This is a genomic window from Streptomyces sp. NPDC054770 (assembly GCF_053611985.1).
Map to the genome: position 1 here is coordinate 46901 of NZ_JBSHBL010000007.1, position 24183 is coordinate 71083.

Here is a 24183-nt window from a genome sequence, read left to right on the forward strand (position 1 = left end):
CCCGGTGACCACCCCCGCGAACGCCCCCGCCCCTGCCCCCGCTCCCCTGGGGATTCCCGCCGTCTCCGACGCCGAGGAACTGACCTGTGACGTCCTTGTCGTCGGCGGTGGCACCGCCGGCACCATGGCCGCCCTGACCGCCGCCGAGCGCGGTGCGAACGTGCTGCTCCTGGAGAAGGCCCACGTCCGTCATTCCGGGGCGCTCGCCATGGGCATGGACGGCGTCAACAACGCGGTCGTCCCGGGCCGTGCCGAGCCCGACGACTACGTCGCCGAGATCACCCGCGCCAATGACGGCATCGTCGACCAGTCCACGGTCCGGCAGACGGCGACGCGTGGGTTCGCCATGGTCCAGCGCCTGGAGTCGTACGGGGTCAAGTTCGAGAAGGACGAGCATGGCGCGTACGCGGTCCGCCAGGTGCATCGCTCCGGTTCGTACGTACTGCCGATGCCGGAAGGCAAGGATGTCAAGAAGGTCCTGTACCGGCAGTTGCGGCGTCGTGAGATGCGGGAGCGGATCCGGATCGAGAACCGGGTGATGCCGGTGCGCGTGCTGACGGCGGACGGGCGCGCGGTGGGTGCGGCGGGGTTCAACACCCGTACGGGGGGCTTTGTCACCGTCCGCGCGGGTGCGGTGATTCTGGCGACCGGTGCGGCTGGACGGCTGGGGCTGCCCGCTTCCGGATACCTGTACGGGACGTACGAGAATCCGACCAATGCCGGTGACGGTTACGCCATGGCCTACCACGCGGGCGCGGAGCTGACCGGGATCGAGTGCTTCCAGATCAATCCCCTGATCAAGGACTACAACGGGCCTGCCTGCGCGTACGTCGCGAACCCGTTCGGGGGTTACCAGGTCAACCGGCACGGTGAGCGGTTCGTCGACTCCGACTACTGGTCGGGGCAGATGATGGCGGAGTTCGCCGCCGAGGTGGCTTCCGACCGTGGTCCGGTCTACCTGAAGCTGAGCCACCTTCCCGAGGAGTCGGTCTCCGCTCTGGAGTCCATCCTGCACTCCACCGAGCGGCCCACCCGTGGCACGTTCCACTCCGGGCGGGGTCACGACTACCGGACCCATGACGTCGAGATGCACATCTCCGAGATCGGTCTGTGCGGCGGGCATTCCGCCTCCGGGGTCCGGGTCGACGACCACGCCCGGACGACCGTCCCCCGGCTGTACGCGGCCGGTGACCTGGCCTGTGTCCCGCACAACTACATGATCGGCGCGTTCGTCTTCGGCGATCTGGCTGGTGCGGACGCCGCCCAGTACTCGCCGTACGAGGGGGAGCTGCCGGCCGGCCAGGTGCGTGAGGCGCACGAGTTGATCTACCGTCCGCTGCGCAATCCGGACGGCCCGCCGCAGCCCCAGGTCGAGTACAAGCTGCGCCGTTTCGTGAACGACTACGTGGCCCCGCCGAAGTCCGGCGCCCGGTTGTCCCTCGCTCTGGAGTCCTTCGAGCGGATGCGGGACGACATCGCCGCCATGGGTGCCCGTACCCCGCACGAACTGATGCGCTGTGCCGAGGTGAGTTTCATCCGCGACTGTGCGGAGATGGCCGCTCGTGCCTCCCTGGCCCGTACCGAGTCCCGCTGGGGTCTCTACCACGACCGGCTCGATCACCCCGAGCGTGACGACGTCTCCTGGTTCCATCATCTCGATCTGCACAAGTCCCCCTCTGGTGCGATGGAGTTCACGGCTCGTCCCGTGGCTCCGTATCTGGTGCCGGTCGAGGAGTTCACCCCGGTCGGCGGTCCGTCCCGGCACATCGGCGAGGTGCGTCCGCTGGACGTGGCCACGGCGGGTGCCCGGGACGTGCCGCCGGTGGCCGCGGGGCCGGGTCCGGTGGCGGCCGCTGCCGTGCGGCCGGTGGAGCCCGACCGGGCCGAGCAGGCCTCGCCCCGTCTGCTGGGGCTCCTCGCCCTCGCCGAGGAGGAGCCCGAACTCGCTTTTCTTGAGCCCTACTTGACCGACCTCGATGCCTCGGTGCGCCGTACCGCCGTGGCGGTGCTCACGGAGACGGCTCCGGCGGGGGTCGGGCTGGCGCTGGCCGGTGCGCTCGCGGATCCCGATGCCGGGGTCCGTTCGGTCGCCGCGGCCTCGCTGCGCGAGCTGGTCGAGACGCTTCCGTCCGAGCCGGCGCTGGGCGGGGCTCTCGTCGACGCGCTCGGTGTGACCGATTCGCTGGTCCGGGCGACCGCGCTCGACGTGCTGCGGGCGCTGCGCCTGGGCGACGCCGGTCTGTTCGCCGGTTTTCTGGCCGACGCGGATCCGGCGGTGCGGATCGAGGCGGTGCGGGCGCTGGTCTCGGTGGACGCCGCCGACGCCCTGGCGCGTGCCGTCGCCGACCCATCCCGTGAGGTACGGGTGACGGTGGCGAAGGCCCTCGGGACAGTGGGGGCCACCGGCGCCGCCTCCGAGGAGAACGGCGTTCTGGATGCTCTGACCGTGCTCGTCGGCGATGCCGATGTGCTGGTCCGGGGGGCGGCTTACGAAGCCCTCGTGGGCGTCGGCTGTCCGCCGCCCCTGGCCGAGGTCGCGGTAGCCGCGCTGACCGACCCGGCCTGGCAGGTTCGGGTCGGTGCCGCCAGGGCGCTGGGCGCCGCCGGTGCCGCGGTGGCGGTGCCGGCCCTCGCCAAGTCACTCGCCGACCGGAACGCCGACGTCCGCAAGGCTGCCGTGCTCGCCCTGACCCGGCACGCCGGGGTCGAGGAGGCCCGTGCGGCGCTGGCCACGGCCACGGCCGACCCGGACGCGGATGTCAGGGCGTATGCGGCGAGGGGGCTGTGAGCGGCTCCCCCCGCCGCCACCGCGGGCCGCCGCCCTATATCCAGTCCTCCGGTTCCGGCTCCGCGTCCATCTCGGGCCAGTGGTCCTCCTCCGGGCTCACCGGCGCCGTGGAAGCCGGGGCCGCGGGAGCCGGCGCGGGTGGCGCCTTCAGGGCGGCCAGCGCTCCGAGTACGCCCTCTCCGTAGGTCATGAGCTTCTTCTCGCCGACGCCGCCGATGGTGGCGAGTTCGGCGACGGACTCGGGCCACCGGCTGACGATCTCCCGCAGGGTGGCGTCGTGGAAGATCACGTAGGCGGGTACGCCCTGTTCGCGGGCCTGCTCGGCGCGCCAGGCGCGCAGGGCCTCGAAGGCGGGGAGCAGTTCCTCGGGCAGCTCTGCCACGGCTGCCTTCGCCTTGCTCTTGCCGGAGGAGGACCCGGAGCTCCCGGACGTCCGTGAGGCTGCCGGCTTCTTCGGTTCCTTGCGCAGCGGGACCTCCCGCTCGCGCCGCAGTACCGTCCCGCTGGCCTCGGTGAGCACGAGGGTGCCGTACTCGCCCTCGACCGCGAGCAGCCCCTGGGCGAGCAGCTGCCGTACGACGCCTCGCCATTCGCCTTCGTCGAGGTCGGTGCCGATGCCGAAGACGGACAGCTGGTCGTGGTCGAACTGTATGACCTTGGCGGTGCGCTTGCCGAGCAGGATGTCGATGATCTGGACGGCGCCGAATTTCTGTCCGCGTTCGCGCTGGAGCCGGACCACGGTGGAGAGGGCTTTCTGGGCGGCGACGGTGCCGTCCCAGGTCTCGGGCGGGGTGAGGCACGTGTCGCAGTTGCCGCAGCCTGCGGGGTCGGGGTCCTGGCCGAAGTAGTTCAGGAGCTGCCCGCGGCGGCACTGGGCGGTCTCGCACAGGGCGAGCATGGAGTCGAGGTGGGCCTGGGCGCGGCGGCGGAAGGCCTCGTCTCCCTCGCCGGACTGGATGAGTTTGCGCTGCTGTATGACGTCGTTGAGGCCGTAGGCCATCCAGGCGGTGGAGGGCAGGCTGTCGCGGCCGGCGCGGCCGGTTTCCTGGTAGTAGCCCTCGACGGATTTGGGCAGGTCGAGGTGGGCGACGAAGCGGACGTCGGGTTTGTCGATGCCCATGCCGAAGGCGATGGTGGCGACGACGACCAGGCCGTCCTCGCGCAGGAAGCGGGACTGGTGGGCGGCTCGGGTGCTCGCGTCGAGGCCTGCGTGGTAGGGGACGGCGTCGATGCCGTTGCGGTTCAGGAATTCGGCTGTTGCTTCGACGGACTTGCGGGAGAGGCAGTAGACGATGCCCGCGTCGCCCTCGTGTTCCTGGCGGAGGAAGGTGAGGAGCTGTTTCTTGGGGTCGGCCTTGGGGACGATCCGGTACTGGATGTTGGGCCGGTCGAAGCTGGCCACGAAGTGCCGGGCGTCCGGCATGTGCAGCCGCCCGGTGATCTCCTGGTGGGTGGCGTGGGTGGCGGTGGCCGTGAGCGCGATGCGCGGGACGTCGGGCCAGCGCTCGCCGAGGAGGGAGAGGGCGAGGTAGTCGGGGCGGAAGTCGTGGCCCCACTGGGAGACGCAGTGCGCCTCGTCGATGGCGAAGACGGAGATCTTGCCGCGGGTGAGCAGGTCGAGGGTGGAGTCCAGGCGGAGCCGCTCGGGGGCGAGGTAGAGCAGGTCGAGTTCGCCCGCGAGGAACTGGGCCTCGACCACGCGCCGCTCGTCGAAGTCCTGGGTGGAGTTGATGAACCCGGCGTTGACGCCGAGGGCGCGCAGGGCGTCCACCTGGTCCTGCATGAGGGCGATGAGTGGTGAGACCACGACGCCTGTACCGGGTCTGACCAGGGCGGGGATCTGGTAGCACAGTGATTTGCCGCCGCCGGTCGGCATGAGGACGACGGCGTCGCCGCCCGCCACCACATGTTCGATGATCGCTTGCTGCTCGCCCCGGAAGGCGTCGTACCCGAAGACCCGGTGCAGCGTGGCCAGTGCCTCGCTGTCCGCCGGTCCGGGCGTCTGTTGCGCCCCCGGGGTCTCGGTCGTCCCTGGCATCTCGTCGGTTCCGCCTGTCCCGCCCATCGTCGTGTCCCCCGTACGTCGTCCGTCGACCACTGCCACCACGATAGGGGTCCGGACCGACAGCGCCGGAGTTATCCACAGGCTGGTCGTCCGGGAGGGGGTGCGGGTGCGGGGTTCGTCCGTCCGGCGGTGTCCTCGGTCGGTCCTCAGCCCTTTGGCGGTCTTCGCGTGGCGGCCCGGAAGCGGCGCGGGCCATGCTGCACGGGCGGGACCGGGGAGGCCCGCGATGTACGGAGGCGCCGCGCTCGCGGGCCTCTTCCGCCCCAAGGAGCATCAGGATGTCTCTCAGGTCCCGCACTGCCGGCGCCGCTCTGGCGCTGGCCGTGCCGTTCGCTCTGGCCGCGGTGCCCGCCGACGCGGCTCCCGTCCCCGGTTCCGACATGTTCGTGTGGACGGATCTGACTCCGACATACACGGCGACGGCGGACTACCAGTACGAGCCGTTCGCGGTCACGGACGGGTACGCCCGGAATGACACCTGCGACAAGGACGCCCAGAGCGGCAAGGGAGGCGCGGGCCACCACTACGTCAAGGCCGCCGGTCTCGGCAGTCTGGACCCGGCCGAGCCCGCGGGTCTCCTCTACGAGACCGACGCCGACGGCCGCCGTGCCCTGGTCGCGGTCGAGTGGATCGTGCCGGCGGGCAGCGGCAGCACCGCGCCGACGCTGTTCGGACAGCAGTTCCAGGGGCCGACGACGGTTCCCGGTGTCAGGGGGTCCGTGTACACGCTGCGTGCGTGGATCTGGAAGGACAATCCGAGCGGTCTGTTCGCGCCGTGGAACCCCACGGTGACCTGCTCATAGCCCCGGCCCGTGGTCCCGGGCCGCGCACGCGCGCGTGGACCCCGGCTCCTCGGCGAGGAACCGGGGTCCACGGTCGTACCGGGCGGCTCAGCGCACGAACACTCCGGCCTGGCTCGCCAGGTTCAGGAAGTACTGCGGTGCGACGCCGAGCACCAGGGTGACGGCGACGCCGAGGCCGATCGCGGCCATGGTGAGCGGTGACGGCACGGCGACCGTCGGTCCGTCGGGCCTCGGCTCGCTGAAGAACATCAGCACGATCACACGGATGTAGAAGAACGCGGCGATCGCGGACGAGATCACACCGATCACGACCAGCGGGACCGCTCCGCCCTCTGCGGCCGCCTTGAACACGGCGAACTTCCCGGCGAAGCCGGAGGTCAGCGGGATGCCCGCGAAGGCCAGCAGGAACACGGCGAAGACGGCCGCGACCAGGGGTGAGCGGCGGCCGAGCCCCGCCCACTTGGACAGGTGGGTGGCCTCGCCGCCCGCGTCGCGTACGAGGGTGACGACGGCGAACGCGCCGATGGTCACGAAGGAGTACGCGGCCAGGTAGAAGAGGACCGACGACACGCCGTCCTTCGAGGTCGCGATGACACCGGCGAGAATGAATCCGGCGTGCGCGATCGACGAGTACGCGAGGAGCCGCTTGATGTCGGTCTGGGTGATCGCGACGATCGCGCCGCCCAGCATGGTGATGATCGCGACGCCCCACATGACGGGCCGCCAGTCCCAGCGCATGCCGGGCAGGACCACGTACAGCAGGCGGAGCAGTGCGCCGAAGGCGGCGACCTTGGTGGCGGCCGCCATGAAGCCGGTCACCGGGGTGGGGGCGCCCTGGTAGACGTCGGGGGTCCACATGTGGAAGGGGACGGCGCCGACCTTGAAGAGCAGGCCCATGACGACCATCGCGGCGCCGATCAGGAGCAGCGCGTCGTTGCCCATGGTGTTGGCGAGGGCGGGGTCGACGCTGGTGACGGAGCCGTCGACGACCTGGGCGATGGTGGCGTACGACACCGAGCCGGCGTAGCCGTAGAGCAGGGCGATGCCGAACAGGGTGAACGCGGAGGCGAAGGCGCCGAGCAGGAAGTACTTGACGGCGGCTTCCTGTGACATGAGGCGCTTGCGGCGGGCCAGCGCGCACAGCAGGTAGAGCGGGAGTGAGAAGACCTCCAGGGCCACGAAGAGCGTCAGCAGGTCGTTGGCCGAGGGGAACACCAGCATGCCGGCGACGGCGAAGAGCAGGAGCGGGAAGACCTCGGTGGTGGTGAAGCCGGCCTTCACCGCGGCCTGCTCGCTGTCGCTGCCGGGCACGGAGGCGGCCTGGGCGGCGAAGGAGTCGACGCGGTTGCCGTGGGTCTCGGGGTCGAGGCGGCGTTCGGCGAAGGTGAACAGGCCGACGAGGCCGGCCAGCAGGATCGTGCCCTGGAGGAACAGGGAGGGCCCGTCGACGGCGATGGCGCCCATGGCGGCGATGTGTGCCTTGGTGGTGCCGTATCCGTCGGCGGCCAGGGCGACGACTGCCGCGAAGGCAGCGCACAGGGCCACGGCGGAGACGAACACCTGGGCGTAGTAGCGGGACTTGCGCGGGATGAACGCCTCGACCAGCACCCCGACGATCGCCGCGCCGACGACGATCAGGGTGGGCGACAACTGCCCGTATTCGATCTTCGGCGCGTCGATCTTGGAGATCGGGTCGGCCGCGGTTGTCCACAGGCTGTGGACGGCTGCTGCGCTCACTTGGCCGCCTCCACTGCGGGCTTCGGGTCGGTCTTGTGTACGTCGGACATGGTCTGCTTGACCGCCGGGTTGACGATGTCCGTGACGGGCTTCGGATAGACGCCCAGGAAGATCAGCAGGACGATCAGCGGGGTGACCACGAGGAGTTCGCGTGGCTTCAGGTCGGGCATCTTGGCGACCGCCGGTTTCACCGGGCCCGTCATCGTCCGCTGGTAGAGGACGAGGGTGTAGAGCGCGGCGAGGACGATGCCGAAGGTGGCGATGATGCCGATCGCCGGGTAGCGCGTGAACGTGCCGACCAGGACCAGGAACTCGCTCACGAAGGGGGCGAGTCCGGGCAGGGACAGCGTGGCCAGGCCGCCGATCAGGAAGGTGCCGGCGAGTACCGGGGCGACCTTCTGCACACCGCCGTAGTCGGCGATGAGCCGGGAGCCGCGCCGGGAGATCAGGAAGCCGGCGACCAGCATCAGCGCGGCGGTGGAGATGCCGTGGTTGACCATGTAGAGGGTGGCGCCGGACTGGCCCTGGCTGGTCATCGCGAAGATGCCCAGGATGATGAACCCGAAGTGCGAGATGGACGCGTAGGCGACCAGGCGCTTGATGTCACGCTGCCCGACGGCGAGCAGTGCGCCGTAGATGATGCTGATCAGGGCGAGGACCAGGATGGTGGGCGTCGCCCACTTCGACGCCTCCGGGAAGAGCTGGAGGCAGAAGCGGAGCATCGCGAACGTGCCCACCTTGTCGACGACCGCGGTGATGAGGACGGCGACGGGGGCGGTGGACTCCTGCATGGCGTTGGGCAGCCAGGTGTGCAGCGGCCACAGCGGCGCCTTCACCGCGAAGGCGAAGAAGAAGCCGAGGAACAGCCAGCGTTCGGTGCTGGTGGCCATGTGCAGCGTGCCGTTGGCGCGGGCCTGCGCGATCTCGGCGAGGGAGAAGTTCCCGGAGACCGTGTAGAGGCCGATCACCGCGGCCAGCATGATCAGGCCGCCGACCAGGTTGTAGAGGAGGAACTTCACGGCGGCGTACGACCGTTGCGTCGACGCGGCCTCCTCGCCCTGTGCGTGGGCGCGGTCTCCGAAGCCGCCGATGAGGAAGTACATCGGGATGAGCATGGCTTCGAAGAAGATGTAGAAGAGGAAGACGTCGGTGGCCTCGAAGGAGATGATCACCATCGCCTCGACGGCCAGGATCAGGGCGAAGAAGCCCTGGGTGGGCCGCCACCGCTTGCTGCCGGTCTCCAGCGGGTCGGCGTCGTTCCAGCCGGCCAGGATGATGAACGGCATCAGCAGGGCGGTCAGGGCCAGCAGGGCGACCGCGATGCCGTCGACGCCCAGTTCGTAGCGGACGCCGAAGTCACTGATCCAGGCGTGGGATTCGGTGAGCTGGTAGCGGGCGCCGCCGGGGTCGAAGCGGACCATGACGACGATCGCCAGGGCGAGCGTGGCGAGCGAGACCAGCAGCGCGAGCCATTTGGCGGCGGTGCGCCGGGCGGCCGGTACGGCGGCCGTGGCGACCGCGCCGACGGCCGGGAGGACCGCCGTCGCTGTCAGCAGAGGAAAGGACATCGGTATCAGACCGCCCTCATCAGCAGGGTCGCGGCGACCAGGAGGGCAGCGCCGCCGAACATCGAGACCGCGTACGAGCGCGCGTAGCCGTTCTGGAGCTTGCGCAGTCGGCCGGAGAGTCCGCCGAAGCCCGCCGCCGTGCCGTTGACGACGCCGTCAACCAGGGTGTGGTCGACATATACAAGGGAGCGGGTGAGGTGTTCGCCGCCGCGGACCAGTACGACGTGGTTGAAGTCGTCCTGGAGGAGGTCGCGGCGGGCCGCGCGGGTGAGCAGCGAACCGCGCGGGGCGATGGCGGGGACGGGACGGCGTCCGTACTGGAGGTAGGCGATACCGACGCCGATGATCAGGCAGACCATGGTGGCGCCGGTGACGGTGCCCGCGCTGATCGGGGAGTTGCCCTCGCTGTGGCCGGTGATCGGCTCCAGCCAGTGCAGGAAGCGGTCGCCGATGCTGAAGAAGCCGCCGGCGAAGACCGAGCCGATCGCCAGGACGATCATCGGGATGGTCATGACCTTCGGGGACTCGTGCGGGTGCGGCTCGTGGCCGTGCTCGTCGGGCTGCCAGCGCTTCTCGCCGAAGAACGTCATCAGCATCACGCGCGTCATGTAGAAGGCGGTGATGGCCGCGCCGACGAGGGCGCAGGTGCCGAGGATCCAGCCCTCGGTGCCGCCCTTGGCGAACGCCGCCTCGATGATCTTGTCCTTGGAGAAGAAGCCGGACAGGCCCGGGAAGCCGATGATGGCGAGGTAGCCGAGGCCGAAGGTGATGAAGGTGACGGGCATGTACTTGCGGAGGCCGCCGTACTTGCGCATGTCGACCTCGTCGTTCATGCCGTGCATGACGGAACCGGCGCCGAGGAACAGGCCGGCCTTGAAGAAGCCGTGCGTCACCAGGTGCATGATCGCGAAGACGTAGCCGATCGGGCCGAGGCCGGCGGCGAGCACCATGTAGCCGATCTGCGACATGGTCGAGCCGGCGAGGGCCTTCTTGATGTCGTCCTTCGCGCAACCGACGATCGCACCGAAGAGGAGGGTGACGGCGCCGACGACGGTGACGACCAGCTGGGCGTCGGGGGCCGCGTTGAAGATCGCTCCGGAGCGGACGATGAGGTAGACGCCCGCGGTCACCATGGTCGCCGCGTGGATGAGGGCGGAGACCGGGGTGGGGCCTTCCATGGCGTCCCCGAGCCAGGACTGCAGCGGCACCTGGGCGGACTTGCCGCAGGCGGCGAGCAGCAGCATCAGGCCGATCGCGGTGAGCCTGCCCTGGGAGGCGTCGGTGGCGTGGCTGAGGACCGGGCCGAAGGCGAACGTGCCGAACGTCGTGAACATCAGCATGATCGCGATCGACAGGCCCATGTCGCCGACGCGGTTGACGAGGAAGGCCTTCTTGGCCGCGGTCGCCGCGCTGGGCTTGTGCTGCCAGAAGCCGATCAGCAGGTACGAGGCGAGACCGACGCCCTCCCAGCCGACGTACAGCAGCAGGTAGTTGTCGGCGAGGACGAGCAGCAGCATCGCCGCGAGGAACAGGTTGAGGTAGCCGAAGAAGCGGCGGCGGCGCTCGTCGTGCTCCATGTACCCGACCGAGTACAGGTGGATGAGCGAGCCGACGCCGGTGATCAGCAGGACGAACGTCATCGACAGCTGGTCGAGGCGGAAGGTGACGTCCGCCTGGAAGCCGGCCACCGGGACCCAGGTGTACAGGTGCTGCATCAGGGTGCGGTCGTCGGCGTTCCTGCCGAGCAGGTCGGCGAAGAGGATGACACCGAACACGAAGGACGTCGTCGACAGGAGTGTGCCGATCCAGTGTCCTACGGCGTCCAGCCGGCGGCCGCCGACCAGGAGGACGGCCGCTCCGAGCAGGGGCGCCGCGATCAGCAGCGCAATCAGGTTCTCCACGATTCAGCGACCCCTTACAGCTTCATCAGGCTGGCGTCGTCGACCGAGGCCGAGTGGCGGGTACGGAACAGCGACACGATGATCGCGAGCCCGACCACGACCTCCGCGGCGGCGACGACCATCGTGAAGAAGGCGATGATCTGGCCGTCGAGGTTGCCGTGCATCCGGGAGAAGACGACGAACGCGAGGTTGCAGGCGTTCAGCATCAGTTCGATGCACATGAAGACGACGATCGCGTTCCGTCTGATCAGCACACCGGTGGCGCCGATGGTGAACAACAGGGCGGCGAGGTAGAGGTAGTAGACGGGGTTCACTTCGACGCCTCCTCGCTGCGCTTGAAGTGCGCGGGCTCGACCGGGGTCCGCTCCAGGCGTTCCTCGGAGCGCTGTTCCAGGGCCCGCAGGTCGCCCAGTGCCTCCGCGGACACGTCACGCATCTGGCCGCGGTCGCGGAGCGTCTTGCTGACGGTGAGCTCGGACGGGGTGCCGTCGGGGAGCAGGCCGGCGATGTCCACGGCGTTGTGCCGGGCGTAGACGCCGGGGGCGGGCAGCGGCGGCAGGTGCTTGCCGTCGCGGACGCGCTGCTCGGACTGCTCGCGCTGGGTCTTGGGTCGCTCGGTGCGCTCCCGGTGGGTGAGCACCATGGCGCCGATGGCGGCGGTGATGAGCAGGGCGCCGGTGATTTCGAAGGCGAAGACGTACTTGGTGAAGATGAGGGCGGCGAGGCCCTGCACGTTGCCGTTGGCGTTGGCCTGGCCGGTGCCCGCGAAGTCCTTCAGGGAGGCGTTGGCGATGCCCGCGAGGAGCAGGACGCCGAAGCCGACCCCGCACAGCAGGGCCAGCCAGCGCTGGCCCTTGATGGTCTCCTTCAGGGAGTCGGCGGCGGTCACGCCGACCAGCATCACCACGAAGAGGAACAGCATCATGATCGCGCCGGTATAGACGACGATCTGCACGATGCCGAGGAAGTAGGCGCCGTTGGCGAGGTAGAACACCGCCAGGACGATCATGGTTCCGGCGAGCGACAGCGCGCTGTGCACGGCCCTCTTCATGAAGACGGTGGACAGGGCGCCGATCACCGCGACGGTGCCGAGGACCCAGAACTGGAAGGCCTCACCGGTGGAGGTGGCGTAGGCGGCGAGCTGCGGGCTCATGCGTCCACCCCCTGGTCCTGCTCCTCGGGCTTCTCACCCTTGGAGACGGCCACCTGGCGTACGGTCCCGGGCGCGGCCTCGGTGACCAGGCCCCGGTAGTAGTCCTGTTCGTCGGTCCCCGGGAAGATCGAGTGCGGGGTGTCGACCATGCCCTCTTCCAGACCGGCGAGCAGCTGCTCCTTGGTGTAGATGAGGTTCGCGCGGCTGCTGTCGGCCAGTTCGAACTCGTTGGTCATCGTCAGCGCGCGCGTGGGGCACGCCTCGATGCACAGGCCGCACAGGATGCAGCGGGCGTAGTTGATCTGGTAGACGCGGCCGTAGCGCTCGCCCGGCGAGTAACGCTCCTCGTCGGTGTTGTCGGCGCCCTCCACGTAGATGGCGTCGGCGGGGCAGGCCCAGGCGCACAGCTCGCAGCCGATGCACTTCTCCAGGCCGTCCGGATGGCGGTTGAGCTGGTGCCGTCCGTGGAACCGCGGAGCCGTGGTCTTCTTCTGCTCCGGGTACTGCTCGGTCAGCCGCTTCTTGAACATGGCCTTGAAGGTCACGCCGAAGCCGGCCACGGGGTTCTGGAAACCGGGCTTGGTCTCCTTGGGCTCCTCAGCCATCGGACGCCTCCTTTCCATCCGTAGGTCCGTCACTGACAGTGTCCGGTCCGCCACTGACAATCAGCTCCCGCTCCCGGCGGGGGCTGCGCCGGGGTACCGGCGGCAGTTCCTGTCCGGGCAGCGGCGGTACGGGGAAGCCGCCCGCCATCGGGTCGAACGCGGCCTCCTCGGCCGCGGGCTGCGGGGCTTCCCTGCCCTTGTCGCGGAAGATGTCGACGACGAAGGACAGGAGCAGCAGGGCGAGGACTCCGCCGCCGACGTAGAGGGCGATGTCGGCGAAGTCGTAGTTCTGGTTGCGCAGGGTCCGGACGGTCGCGACGAGCATCAGCCAGACGACGGAGACCGGGATGAGGACCTTCCAGCCGAGCTTCATCAGCTGGTCGTAGCGCACGCGCGGGAGTGTGCCGCGCACCCAGACGAAGCCGAACAGCAGCAGGACGACCTTGGCGATGAACCAGAGCATCGGCCACCAGCCGTGGTTGGCGCCCGCCCAGACGGTGCTGATCGGCCAGGGGGCCCGCCAGCCGCCGAGGAACAGGGTGGTCGACACGGCCGAGACGGTCACCATGTTGACGTACTCGGCGAGCATGAACATCGCGAACTTGATCGACGAGTACTCGGTGTTGAAGCCGCCGACCAGGTCGCCCTCGGACTCGGGCATGTCGAAGGGGGCGCGGTTGGTCTCGCCGATCATGGTGACGACGTACAGGATGAACGAGACCGGCAGCAGCAGGATGTACCAGCGGCCCTGCTGCTGGTCGACGATCGTGGACGTCGACATCGAGCCGGAGTACAGGAACACGGAGGCGAACGCGGCGCCCATGGCGATCTCGTACGAGATCATCTGGGCGCAGGAGCGCAGGCCGCCGAGGAGCGGGTAGGTGGAGCCGGAGCTCCAGCCGGCCAGGACGATGCCGTAGATGCCGACGGAGGCGACCGCGAGGATGTAGAGCATCGCGATCGGCAGGTCGGTGAGCTGCATCGTGGTGCGGTGGCCGAAGATGGAGATCTCGTTGTCGGCCGGGCCGAACGGGATGACCGCGATGGCCATGAACGCCGGGATCGCCGCGACGATCGGCGCGAGGATGTAGACGGCCTTGTCGGCGCGTTTGACGACGACGTCTTCCTTGAGCATCAGTTTGATGCCGTCGGCGAGCGACTGGAGCATGCCCCAGGGGCCGTGCCGGTTGGGGCCGACGCGCAGCTGCATCCAGGCGACGACCTTGCGCTCCATGACGATGGAGATCAGCACGGTCACCATCAGGAAGGCGAAGCAGAAGACCGCCTTGATGACGACCAGCCACCAGGGGTCGCGGCCGAACATGGAGAGGTCTTCAGCGGCGAGGTACGGGTACGGGCTCATGCCTCCACCTCCTTGGGGGCCTCGCCGGCGGTGGCCGCCGGGCCGATGCGGACGAGGGAGCCGGGCTGTGATCCGGTGTCGGAGGCGACGCCGCCGCCGACCGAGTTCAGCGGGAGCCAGACCACGCGGTCGGGCATCTCGGTGATCCGGAGCGGGAGTTCGACGGTGCCCGAGCCCCCGGTGACGGCGAGGAGGCCGCCGTTCTCGACACCTGCCTCGGCTGCGGTCGCCGCGGACACGCGCGCGTGGGCGGCGTGCCGGGTGCCGGCCAGTGCCTCGTCGCCGTCCTGGAGGACGCCCTGGTCGAGGAGGAGCCGGTGCCCGGCGAGCACGGCCTCGCCGGCCGCGGGCCTGGGCAGCGATACCGCCGTCTCCAGCGGGTCGGAGGCCTTGGTTCCGTCCCAGGCGCCGAGCCGGTCCAGCTCCGCCCGCGCGGTGCGCAGGTCGGGCAGGCCGAGGTGGACGTCCATGGCGTCGGCGAGCATCTGCAGCACGCGCGCGTCGGTGGGCGGGAGCCGCCGGGTCATCTGCTCGGGCTTGAGGGCGGCCTCGAAGAGGCGTGCCCTGCCTTCCCAGTTGAGGAAGGTGCCGGCCTTCTCGGCGACCGCGGCGACCGGCAGGACGACGTCGGCGTGCTCGGTGACCTCGCTGGGCCGCAGCTCCAGGGAGACCAGGAAGCCGACGGCTTCGAGTGCGGCACGCGCGCGCGTGGGGTCGGGCAGGTCGGCGACCTCGACGCCGGCGACCAGCAGGGCGGAGAGTTCGCCGCGGGCGGCGGCCTCGACGATCTGGCCGGTGTCGCGGCCGTAGCGGAGCGGGAGTTCGGAGCCGCCCCAGGCGGCGGCGACCTCCTCACGCGCGCGTGGGTCGGTGGCCGGACGGCCGCCGGGCAGCAGCGACGGCAGCGCGCCGGCCTCGACGGCGCCGCGCTCACCGGCCCGGCGCGGGATCCACACCAGCTGGGCGCCGGTGGCGGTGGCGGCCCGTACGGCGGCGGTGAGGCCGCCGGCGACCGACGCCAGCCGCTCGCCCACGACGATCACCGCGCCGTCGGTGCGCAGCGCCTCGGCGGCCCGGGAGCCGGGCTCCTCCAGGCCGACGCCGCTCGCGAGGGCGTCCAGCCACTCGGTCTCGGTGCCGGGAGCGGCCGGCAGCAGGATGCCGCCGGCCTTCTCCAGCCCGCGCGTGGGGTACGTGGCGAGGGAGAACAGCTGCTGCTTGCGCTTGCGCCACGCCTTGCGCAGCCGCAGGAAGACGCCGGGCGCCTCCTCCTCGGACTCGAACCCGACCAGCAGGACGGCGGGCGCCTTCTCCAGGGAGGTGTAGGTGACGCCCGTACCGTCGAGGTCGCGGCCTCGCCCGGCGACCCGGGCGGCCAGGAAGTCGGCTTCCTCGCCGCTGTGCACGCGCGCGCGGAAGTCGATGTCGTTGGTGTCGAGGGCCACGCGCGCGAACTTGCTGTACGCGTAGGCGTCCTCGACGGTGAGCCGGCCGCCGGTGAGGACGCCGGCCCGGGAGCGGGCGGCGGCCAGGCCCTGTGCGGCCGCTTCGAGGGCCTCCGGCCAGGAGGCGGGTTCGAGCACGCCCAGGGAGTTGCGGACCAGCGGTGTCTCCAGGCGGTCCTTCTGCTGCGTGTACCGGAACGCGAAGCGTCCCTTGTCGCAGATCCACTCCTCGTTGACCTCGGGGTCGTCGGCGGCAAGCCGCCGCATGACCTTGCCGCGCCGGTGGTCGGTGCGGGTGGCGCAGCCGCCGGAGCAGTGCTCGCACACGGACGGCGAGGAGATCAGGTCGAAGGGCCGGGAGCGGAAGCGATATGCCGCCGAGGTCAGCGCGCCCACCGGGCAGATCTGGATGGTGTTCCCGGAGAAGTACGACTCGAACGGGTCGCCTTCGCCGGTGCCGACCTGCTGGAGCGCGCCGCGTTCCAGAAGCTCGATCATCGGGTCGCCGGCGACCTGGTTGGAGAAGCGGGTGCAGCGGGCGCACAGCACGCACCGCTCGCGATCGAGGAGCACCTGGGTGGAGATCGGGACGGGCTTCTCGTAGGTGCGCTTGCGGCCGTCGAAGCGGGACTCGGCGTTGCCGTGCGACATCGCCTGGTTCTGCAGCGGGCACTCACCGCCCTTGTCGCAGACCGGGCAGTCCAGCGGGTGGTTGATGAGCAGCAGCTCCATCACCCCGTGCTGGGCCTTCTCGGCCACGGGCGAGGTGAGGTGAGTCTTCACCACCATCCCGTCCGTACAGGTGATCGTGCAGGAGGCCATGGGCTTGCGCTGGCCCTCGACCTCGACGATGCACTGGCGGCAGGCGCCGGCCGGATCCAGCAGGGGGTGGTCGCAGAAGCGCGGGATCTCGATGCCGAGCTGTTCGGCGGCGCGGATGACCAGGGTGCCCTTGGGCACGCTGATCTCGATGCCGTCGATCGTCAGCGTGACGAGGTCCTGCGGCGGGACCGCCGCCGTTCCCCCCGAGGAGGGGGAACTCGTGGTCACGGTCATGCGTTCACCTCCGGGCGGTCCGCCCAGGCCGTCGACTTGGCCGGGTCGAAGGGGCAGCCCCGGCCCGTGATGTGCTGTTCGTACTCCTCGCGGAAGTACTTCAGCGAGGAGAAGATCGGGGATGCCGCGCCGTCGCCGAGGGCGCAGAAGGACTTGCCGTTGATGTTGTCGGCGATGTCGTTCAGCTTGTCGAGGTCGGACATCACGCCCTTGCCGGCCTCGATGTCGCGCAGCAGTTGCACCAGCCAGTAGGTGCCTTCACGGCAGGGGGTGCACTTGCCGCAGGACTCGTGGGCGTAGAACTCGGTCCAGCGGGTGACGGCTCGGACGACGCAGGTGGTCTCGTCGAAGCACTGGAGTGCTTTGGTGCCGAGCATGGAACCCGCGGCGCCCACTCCTTCGTAGTCGAGAGGGACGTCGAGGTGCTCGTCGGTGAACATCGGCGTCGAGGAGCCGCCCGGGGTCCAGAACTTCAGGCGGTGGCCGGGGCGCATCCCGCCGCTCATGTCGAGGAGCTGGCGCAGGGTGATGCCGAGGGGTGCCTCGTACTGGCCGGGGCTGGTGACATGGCCGCTGAGGGAGTAGAGCGTGAAGCCGGGTGACTTCTCGCTCCCCATCGACCTGAACCATTCCTTGCCCTTGTGGAGGATGGCGGGAACCGAGGCGATGGACTCGACGTTGTTCACAACAGTCGGGCAGGCATAGAGCCCTTCGACAGCCGGGAAGGGGGGACGCAGCCGCGGTTGACCGCGGCGGCCTTCGAGCGAGTCGAGCAGTGCGGTCTCCTCACCGCAGATGTACGCGCCGGCGCCGGCGTGCACGGTGAGTTGGAGGTCGAGTCCGCTGCCGAGGATGTTCTCGCCGAGGTAGCCGGCCGCGTAGGCCTCGCGCACGGCCTCGTGCAACCGCCGCAGGACGGGGACGACTTCACCACGCAGATAGATGAAGGCATGCGACGACCGGATGGCATAGCAGGCGATCACGATGCCCTCGATGAGGCTGTGCGGGTTCGCGAAGAGGAGCGGGATGTCCTTGCAGGTCCCGGGCTCCGATTCGTCGGCGTTGACAACTAGATAGTGCGGTTTGCCGTCTCCCTGCGGAATGAACTGCCACTTCATCCCGGTGGGGAATCCCGCGCCGCCGCGGCCGCGCAGTCCGGACTCCTTGACGTAGGCGATCAGGTCGTCCGGTGACATGGCGAGGGCCTTGCGGAGCCCCTCGTATCCTTCGTGCCTTCGGTAGACGTCGAGCGTCCAGGACCGGTCCTCGTCCCAGAAGGCCGACAGCACGGGTGCGAGCAGCTTCTCGGGGCTGGTGTCCTTCAGGTCGGGTGCCACCGTCATCACTCCCCCTCCTCTGCGGCAGGCCCTGCCGGGTGCGACGGGTCGGATGCCGAGGTCTCCTGCGGTGCGTCATGGGAACTGAGGTGCTCGGCCGGCGACGGCTCGTGCGCCGACCGGTCCGGCGGTGCCCCTTGCGGGCCTCCGCGCGGATGGACCACGCGCGCGGGTGCGGCCTCGCCCCTGGCCAGGTGCAGGCCCACCAGTGACGCGGGTCCCGCACTGCCGCCCTCCTCGACGGCCCCGGGCCGCTCGTCGGGGAAGCCGGCCAGGATCCGTGCGGTCTCCTTGAAGGTGCACAGCCGGGCGCCGCGCGTGGGCTCGACGTCCCGGCCCGCGCGCAGGTCGTCGACCAGGCGTTTGGCGCTGGCCGGGGTCTGGTTGTCGAAGAACTCCCAGTTGACCATCACGACCGGTGCGAAGTCGCAGGCCGCGTTGCACTCGATGTGCTCCAGGGTGACCTTGCCGTCGCCGGTGGTCTCGCCGTTGCCGACGCCCAGGTGCTCCTGGAGGGTCTCGAAGATCGCGTCGCCGCCCATCACCGCGCACAGCGTGTTGGTGCACACGCCCACCTGGTAGTCGCCGGAGGGCCGGCGCCGGTACATGGTGTAGAAGGTGGCGACGGCGGTGACCTCGGCCGTGGTCAGCTCCAGGACGTCCGCGCAGAACTGCATCCCGGTGCGCGTGACATGGCCCTCCTCGGCCTGCACGAGATGCAGCAGCGGCAGCAGGGCGGACCGGGAGTCGGGGTAGCGGGCGATGATGTCGCGCGCGTCCGTCTCCAGGCGGGCCCGGACGTCGTCCGGGTAGGCGGGCGCGGGCAGCTCGGGCATGCCCAGGCTGATACCGCGCTCCGAAGAAGAGGTGGTCACCGGTCGACGCCTCCCATCACGGGGTCGATGGACGCGACGGCGACGATGACGTCGGCGACCTGGCCGCCCTCGCACATCGCCGCCATGGCCTGCAGGTTGGTGAAGGACGGGTCGCGGAAGTGGACCCGGTAGGGGCGGGTGCCGCCGTCGGACACGGCGTGCACACCGAGTTCGCCCTTGGGTGACTCGACGGCCACGTAGGCCTGCCCGGGCGGGACCCGGAAGCCCTCGGTGACCAGCTTGAAGTGGTGGATCAGGGCCTCCATGGAGGTGCCCATGATCTTCTTGATGTGGTCGAGGGAGTTGCCGAGTCCGTCCGGCCCGAGAGCGAGCTGGGCGGGCCAGGCGATCTTCTTGTCGGCGACCATGACCGGCCCGGGCTGGAGCCGGTCCAGGCACTGCTCGACGATCCCGAGCGACTGGCGCATCTCCTCCAGGCGGACCAGGAAGCGGCCGTAGGCGTCGCAGGTGTCGGCGGTCGGGATCTCGAAGTCGTACGTCTCGTAGTCGCAGTACGGCTGCGCCTTGCGCAGGTCGTGCGGCAGGCCGGCGGAGCGCAGGATCGGGCCGGTGGCGCCGAGTGCCATGCAGCCGGCCAGGTCGAGGTAGCCGATGTCCTGCATGCGGGCCTTGAAGATGGGGTTCCCGGTGGCGAGCTTGTCGTACTCCGGGAGGTTCTTGCGCATCTTCTTCACGAACTCGCGGATCTGGTCGACCGCGCCGGGCGGCAGGTCCTGGGCGAGGCCGCCGGGGCGGATGTAGGCGTGGTTCATCCGCAGGCCGGTGATGAGTTCGTAGAGATCGAGAATCATTTCACGATCACGGAAGCCGTAGATCATGATCGTGGTGGCGCCGAGTTCCATGCCGCCGGTGGCGATGCACACCAGGTGGGAGGAGAGCCGGTTCAGCTCCATCAGGAGCACCCGGATGATCTTCGCGCGCTCGCTGATCTGGTCCTCGATGCCGAGGAGTTTCTCGACGGCGAGACAGTAGGCGGTCTCGTTGAAGAAGGACGTCAGGTAATCCATGCGCGTCACGAACGTGGTGCCCTGCGTCCACGTGCGGAACTCGAGGTTCTTCTCGATGCCGGTGTGCAGGTAGCCGATGCCGCAGCGGGCCTCGGTGACCGTCTCGCCGTCGATCTCCAGGATGAGGCGGAGCACTCCATGGGTGGACGGGTGCTGGGGACCCATGTTGACGACGATGCGTTCGTCGTCGGCGCGGGCCGCGGACTGGACGATCTCGTCCCAGTCACCGCCGGTGACCGTATATACGGTGCCCTCGGTGGTCTCCCGCGGAGTTGCGTGCTGCGTGCTCATGAGTACGACCTCCGCTGGTCCGGAGCCGGGATCTGGGCGCCCTTGTACTCGACGGCGATGCCGCCGAGGGGGTAGTCCTTGCGCTGCGGATGGCCCTGCCAGTCGTCCGGCATCATGATCCGCGTCAGGGCCGGGTGGCCGTCGAAGACGATCCCGAAGAAGTCGTAGGTCTCGCGCTCGTGCCAGTCGTTGGTCGGATAGACCGAGACCAGGGACGGGATGTGCGGGTCGGCGTCCGGGGCGCTGACCTCCAGGCGGATCAGCCGGTTGTGGGTGATCGAGCGCAGGTGGTAGACGGCGTGCAGCTCGCGGCCCTTGTCGTGCAGGTAGTGGACGCCACTGACGCCGGTGCACAGCTCGAAGCGCAGGGCCGGGTCGTCGCGCAGGGTGCGGGCGACGCGCGGCAGGTGCTCGCGTTCGATGTGGAAGGTGAGCTCGCCACGGTCGACGACCGTCTTCTCGATGGCGTTCTCGGGGAGGAGGCCCTGTTCCTCCAGGGCGCCCTCCAGCTCGTCGGCGACCTCGTCGAACCAGCCGCCGTAGGGGCGGGTGGCCGGTCCCGGAAGCCGGACCGAGCGGACCAGGCCGCCGTAGCCGGAGGTGTCGCCGCCGTTGTTCGCGCCGAACATGCCGCGCTGGACGCGGATCTCCTCACCGCCCTGGCCGCGCCGGCCCGGAAGGTTGTCGGCGGCCAGGTCCTTCTCGGGGTTGACCCCGTTGTGGCCGTTCACGTCGCTCACCGCAGCAGCCCCTTCATCTCGATCGTGGGCAGGGCCTTGAGCGCCGCCTCCTCCGCCTCCCGGGCCGCTTCCCTCGCGTTGACGCCGAGCTTGGAGGTCTGGATCTTCTGGTGGAGCTTGAGGATCGCGTCCATCAGCATCTCGGGGCGCGGCGGGCAGCCGGGCAGGTAGATGTCCACGGGGACGATGTGGTCGACGCCCTGGACGATCGCGTAGTTGTTGAACATGCCGCCCGAGGACGCACACACCCCCATGGAGATCACCCACTTGGGGTTGGGCATCTGGTCGTAGACCTGCCTGAGCACCGGCGCCATCTTCTGGCTGACCCGGCCGGCGACGATCATGAGGTCGGCCTGGCGGGGTGAGCCGCGGAAGACCTCCATGCCGAAGCGGGCCAGGTCGTAGCGGCCGGCGCCGGTGGTCATCATCTCGATGGCACAGCACGCGAGGCCGAAGGTGGCGGGGAAGACGGACGCCTTGCGCACCCAGCCCGCGGCCTGCTCGACGGTGGTCAGCAGGAATCCGCTCGGCAGCTTTTCTTCGAGTCCCATGTCTAAAGGCCCCTCAGTCCCATTCCAGGCCGCCGCGCCGCCAGACGTACGCGTAGGCGACGAAGACGGTGAGCACGAAGAGCAGCATCTCCACGAGCCCGAAAACACCCAGGGCGTCGAAGGTGACGGCCCAGGGGTAGAGGAAGACGATCTCGATGTCGAAGACGATGAAGAGCATCGCCGTCAGGTAGTACTTGATCGGGAAACGCCCGCCGCCGGCCGGCGTGGGGGTCGGCTCGATTCCGCACTCGTAGGCTTCGAGCTTGGCGCGGTTGTACCGCTTCGGACCGATCAGCGTGGCCATGACCACGGAGAAGATCGCAAAGCCTGCCCCGAGGGCTCCCAGTACGAGGATGGGCGCATAGGCGTTCACCGCTCCTCGCTCCTCTCAGTCGGCACTGACTGGTGGCGGTTCGGATCGGGCTCCCCACCTGCCTCATCCGTCACGCGAACCCCGCGCGTCCCGGGCGAAGATCGCGAACATGTGAAGCAGGTCACAAGCCCAACTGCCTCGCATCTTATGCCCGCCACTCTGTGATCTGCGACACGGGGTATTACACAAGCTTTGTGATCTCCACCACCTGACGATCGATCATGAAGTCGGATGAGTAGTGATCTTCACACGCGAAGCGTTCAGGCGATCACCAGAGGTGACATTTTCGATCGTCGGCGCAGACGGGAGGGGGTCCCGGGCGGGCGTCTCTATATCAAGAGGGTTCTCCTGCATGCAAATTCGCGATGGACCGGACGCCTTGATAGTGAGCCGCATTCACACATCAGAGGGACGTCCGGGCGGCGATGTGGACGCGTGCACGCGTTCACGAACCCGGACGCGCGAGACGCACCCCTCCCGGTGACCGTTCCGTGACCTCCGCCACATCCATGAGAGGCGCCTGAGAACCGGGCTTGGCCAACCATCGCGACCGGTGGTAGGTCGCGGGCAATTCGGACGTAACAGCGATAGAGCGTGATCACGGGCTTGATCGCGAGCGTCCGCAATGTCCGTTACGGCGTCAATAAAGAAAGACACGCGAGGGATTCGCGGTCTCGATTGAGCAACTGTGGCACAGCACACGTTTCTTGTAGATATGAAGGAGCCCCTGATACCGGTTGTTCCCATGTCCCACACCGCTCACATACGCAGCCACCGGAAACCCCGCCGGAGCGCCACGACAAGCATCGCCGTGCGCGCCGGAGTTGCCAGTGGCGTCCTCGGCATGGCAGCGGCGGGCGCGGCCTCGGCGAGTGCCGCCGAACCCGTGACGCAGACGCTCGAACTGCCCACCCTGACGGCCGATCTGGCCACCCAGGTGGCCCAGTCCGCCGACGCCACGCAGCAGGCCGCGGCGAACTACACCCTCCAGGCCGAGCGCGACGCGGCTGCCTCAAATGCCGCGAAGCAGGCCAAGGCGGACCTCGCCCAGGCGAAGCAGAAGGCCGAGGCCAAGAAGAAGGCCGAGGCGGCCCGCAAGGCCGCCGCGGAGCGCGCCGCATCGCGCAGCGCCGAGCGCACCACCCTCAGCGCCACCACCACGAGCTCCAGCAGCTCCACGAGCACGTCCACGGCTACCGGTTCGGCCGCCGCCGTGGTCGCCTTCGTGAAGGCGCAGATCGGCGACGCCTACGTCTCCGGCGGCACGGGCCCCAACTCGTGGGACTGCTCGGGTCTCGTCCAGGCCGCCTTCAAGTCCGTCGGCGTCAGCCTGCCGCGCGTCTCCCAGGACCAGTCGACGCAGGGCACCCAGGTCTCGCTGAGCAACCTCCAGGCCGGCGACATCCTCTACTGGGGCAGTGCGGGCAGCGCGTACCACGTGGCGGTGTACGTGGGCGACGGCATGTTCGTCGGCGCGCAGAACCCCTCCAGCGGCGTCGGTGAGCACCCGCTGTCGTACGACCCGCCGACCGGCGCGGTGCGGGTGCTCTGACAAGACGGGCAAGATAGACAACTCGGGCATCGCACAAGCACGGTAGGGCCGCAGCCGCTCGGGGGCAGCGGCCCTTCCGGCGTACCCGCCCCGCCTCGGATCACCCCCGCGCCGACGACCCTCCTCCCGGACGCCGGCGGCTCTTCCCCGGACTCCGCTGGCTCTTTCCGGGACTCCGGGGGCCCTTCTCCCGGTTGTCCACAGGCCGCAGGCCCTCGCGAGGGTTTTCCACAGGCCCGCCCGTGATCCGGTGACTCCTGGGATGCTCGATGCAGGCCGCTCGCACGGAGCGGCGGCCCGAGAATCCGCGAAGGAGACACCGCGATGCCACGCGTCTTCGTCCAGGGAAACCCCGTGGACCACTACCCCCGGCACGCCCCCGAGGCCCGGCACGGCTCGGTGCGCCGGATCACCGAGACCGGTGAGGGCGTCCTGCACAGGCCGTGCCGGGACGTCACCGAGTTCGGCCCCGACCTCGCCGCGCTCATCGACGACATGTTCCTCACCATGTACATCGCCGAGGGAGCCGGCCTCGCCGCCAACCAGGTCGGGGTCGACCTGCGGCTGTTCGTGTACGACTGCCCCGACGACGACGGTGTCCGACATGTCGGACACATCGTCAACCCCGTACTGGAGGCACCGGACCCGGCCGGGCGGCGGCTGCTCGACGAGGGCGAGGGGTGCCTGTCGGTGCCGGGTGCCGTGATGGACGTGCCGCGGCCGGACCGGGCGGTCGTGCACGGGCAGGACAAGGACGGCAATCCGCTCACCGTCGAGGGAACGGGTTATTTCGCCCGCTGCCTGGCGCACGAGACCGACCATGTGAACGGACGCGTGTATCTCGACCGGCTCTCCAAGCGGGAGCGGAAGGAAGCGCTGCGGCAGGTGGCGGCCCGGCGGGAGGACGTCTTCGCCCGCCGGGCCGCCAACATCGAGGCGATCGGCTCCTAGG

19 protein-coding genes are annotated in these 24183 nt (G+C 69.5%); 4 read left to right on the forward strand and 15 right to left on the reverse strand.

Annotation, left to right across the window (positions count from 1 at the left end; translation table 11 throughout):
• The first annotated feature begins 4 nt into the window (after positions 1-4).
• Positions 5-2788 carry a fumarate reductase/succinate dehydrogenase flavoprotein subunit gene (locus ACWGKQ_RS09200; RefSeq protein ID WP_453291249.1) on the forward strand — a complete coding sequence of 928 codons (2784 nt, stop codon included), beginning with the start codon at positions 5-7 and terminating at the stop codon, positions 2786-2788.
• A gap of 34 nt (positions 2789-2822) precedes the next feature.
• Here the strand turns inward: ACWGKQ_RS09200 and recQ are convergent, their stop codons facing one another.
• Positions 2823-4826, reverse strand: coding sequence for a DNA helicase RecQ (gene recQ / locus ACWGKQ_RS09205; protein ID WP_453291250.1), 2004 nt, complete (start codon positions 4824-4826; stop codon positions 2823-2825).
• A gap of 305 nt (positions 4827-5131) precedes the next feature.
• Between recQ and ACWGKQ_RS09210 the strand changes: the two genes are divergently transcribed.
• Positions 5132-5656, forward strand: a complete 525-nt coding sequence (locus ACWGKQ_RS09210; RefSeq protein ID WP_453291251.1) for a hypothetical protein — start codon at positions 5132-5134, stop codon at positions 5654-5656.
• Between the two features lie 87 nt (positions 5657-5743).
• Here the strand turns inward: ACWGKQ_RS09210 and nuoN are convergent, their stop codons facing one another.
• The 14 genes from nuoN to ACWGKQ_RS09280 are packed head-to-tail and all read right to left on the reverse strand — an operon-like array spanning position 5744 to position 21679.
• On the reverse strand, positions 5744-7393 hold the full coding sequence (nuoN, locus tag ACWGKQ_RS09215) for an NADH-quinone oxidoreductase subunit NuoN (RefSeq protein ID WP_453291252.1): 1650 nt from the start codon (positions 7391-7393) through the stop codon (positions 5744-5746).
• Positions 7390-8961, reverse strand: coding sequence for an NADH-quinone oxidoreductase subunit M (locus tag ACWGKQ_RS09220; protein WP_453291253.1), 1572 nt, complete (start codon positions 8959-8961; stop codon positions 7390-7392). Before ACWGKQ_RS09220 ends, nuoN begins: the two co-directional genes overlap by 4 nt.
• Positions 8962-8966: 5 nt before the next feature.
• Positions 8967-10862: an NADH-quinone oxidoreductase subunit L gene (gene nuoL, locus ACWGKQ_RS09225; RefSeq protein WP_453291254.1), complete on the reverse strand. Its 1896-nt coding sequence runs from the start codon at positions 10860-10862 to the stop codon at positions 8967-8969.
• A gap of 14 nt (positions 10863-10876) precedes the next feature.
• Complete coding sequence (gene nuoK / locus ACWGKQ_RS09230) at positions 10877-11176, reverse strand: NADH-quinone oxidoreductase subunit NuoK (RefSeq protein WP_046726439.1); 300 nt, start codon at positions 11174-11176, stop codon at positions 10877-10879.
• Positions 11173-12015 carry an NADH-quinone oxidoreductase subunit J gene (locus ACWGKQ_RS09235; RefSeq protein WP_453291255.1) on the reverse strand — a complete coding sequence of 281 codons (843 nt, stop codon included), beginning with the start codon at positions 12013-12015 and terminating at the stop codon, positions 11173-11175. Before ACWGKQ_RS09235 ends, nuoK begins: the two co-directional genes overlap by 4 nt.
• Entirely contained in the window at positions 12012-12620 is a 609-nt protein-coding gene (gene nuoI / locus ACWGKQ_RS09240) for an NADH-quinone oxidoreductase subunit NuoI (RefSeq protein WP_453291256.1), read from the reverse strand. Before nuoI ends, ACWGKQ_RS09235 begins: the two co-directional genes overlap by 4 nt.
• Positions 12613-13983, reverse strand: coding sequence for an NADH-quinone oxidoreductase subunit NuoH (gene nuoH / locus ACWGKQ_RS09245; protein ID WP_453291257.1), 1371 nt, complete (start codon positions 13981-13983; stop codon positions 12613-12615). The genes nuoI and nuoH overlap by 8 nt, the downstream gene beginning before the upstream one ends.
• The gene (locus ACWGKQ_RS09250; protein ID WP_453291258.1) at positions 13980-16484 is read right to left on the reverse strand and encodes an NADH-quinone oxidoreductase subunit G; all 2505 of its coding nucleotides are present in this window, start codon (positions 16482-16484) and stop codon (positions 13980-13982) included. The genes nuoH and ACWGKQ_RS09250 overlap by 4 nt, the downstream gene beginning before the upstream one ends.
• The gene (gene nuoF, locus ACWGKQ_RS09255) at positions 16481-17827 is read right to left on the reverse strand and encodes an NADH-quinone oxidoreductase subunit NuoF (protein WP_453291259.1); all 1347 of its coding nucleotides are present in this window, start codon (positions 17825-17827) and stop codon (positions 16481-16483) included. Before nuoF ends, ACWGKQ_RS09250 begins: the two co-directional genes overlap by 4 nt.
• The gene (gene nuoE, locus ACWGKQ_RS09260) at positions 17827-18696 is read right to left on the reverse strand and encodes an NADH-quinone oxidoreductase subunit NuoE (protein WP_453291260.1); all 870 of its coding nucleotides are present in this window, start codon (positions 18694-18696) and stop codon (positions 17827-17829) included. The genes nuoF and nuoE overlap by 1 nt, the downstream gene beginning before the upstream one ends.
• Complete coding sequence (locus ACWGKQ_RS09265) at positions 18693-20015, reverse strand: NADH-quinone oxidoreductase subunit D (protein ID WP_453291261.1); 1323 nt, start codon at positions 20013-20015, stop codon at positions 18693-18695. Before ACWGKQ_RS09265 ends, nuoE begins: the two co-directional genes overlap by 4 nt.
• Positions 20012-20755: an NADH-quinone oxidoreductase subunit C gene (locus ACWGKQ_RS09270; RefSeq protein WP_453291262.1), complete on the reverse strand. Its 744-nt coding sequence runs from the start codon at positions 20753-20755 to the stop codon at positions 20012-20014. Before ACWGKQ_RS09270 ends, ACWGKQ_RS09265 begins: the two co-directional genes overlap by 4 nt.
• Positions 20752-21306: a NuoB/complex I 20 kDa subunit family protein gene (locus tag ACWGKQ_RS09275; protein WP_152885510.1), complete on the reverse strand. Its 555-nt coding sequence runs from the start codon at positions 21304-21306 to the stop codon at positions 20752-20754. Before ACWGKQ_RS09275 ends, ACWGKQ_RS09270 begins: the two co-directional genes overlap by 4 nt.
• A 13-nt stretch (positions 21307-21319) precedes the next feature.
• Positions 21320-21679 (reverse strand): NADH-quinone oxidoreductase subunit A, encoded by a 360-nt coding sequence (locus ACWGKQ_RS09280; protein WP_007383963.1) that lies wholly within the window; start codon positions 21677-21679, stop codon positions 21320-21322.
• Between the two features lie 745 nt (positions 21680-22424).
• Here ACWGKQ_RS09280 and ACWGKQ_RS09285 point away from each other — a divergent pair.
• Together ACWGKQ_RS09285 and def are read left to right on the forward strand one after the other, a co-directional pair.
• Positions 22425-23231, forward strand: coding sequence for a C40 family peptidase (locus tag ACWGKQ_RS09285; RefSeq protein WP_453291263.1), 807 nt, complete (start codon positions 22425-22427; stop codon positions 23229-23231).
• A gap of 324 nt (positions 23232-23555) precedes the next feature.
• Positions 23556-24182: a peptide deformylase gene (gene def / locus ACWGKQ_RS09290; protein ID WP_453291264.1), complete on the forward strand. Its 627-nt coding sequence runs from the start codon at positions 23556-23558 to the stop codon at positions 24180-24182.
• The last annotated feature ends 1 nt before the right edge of the window (position 24183 follow it).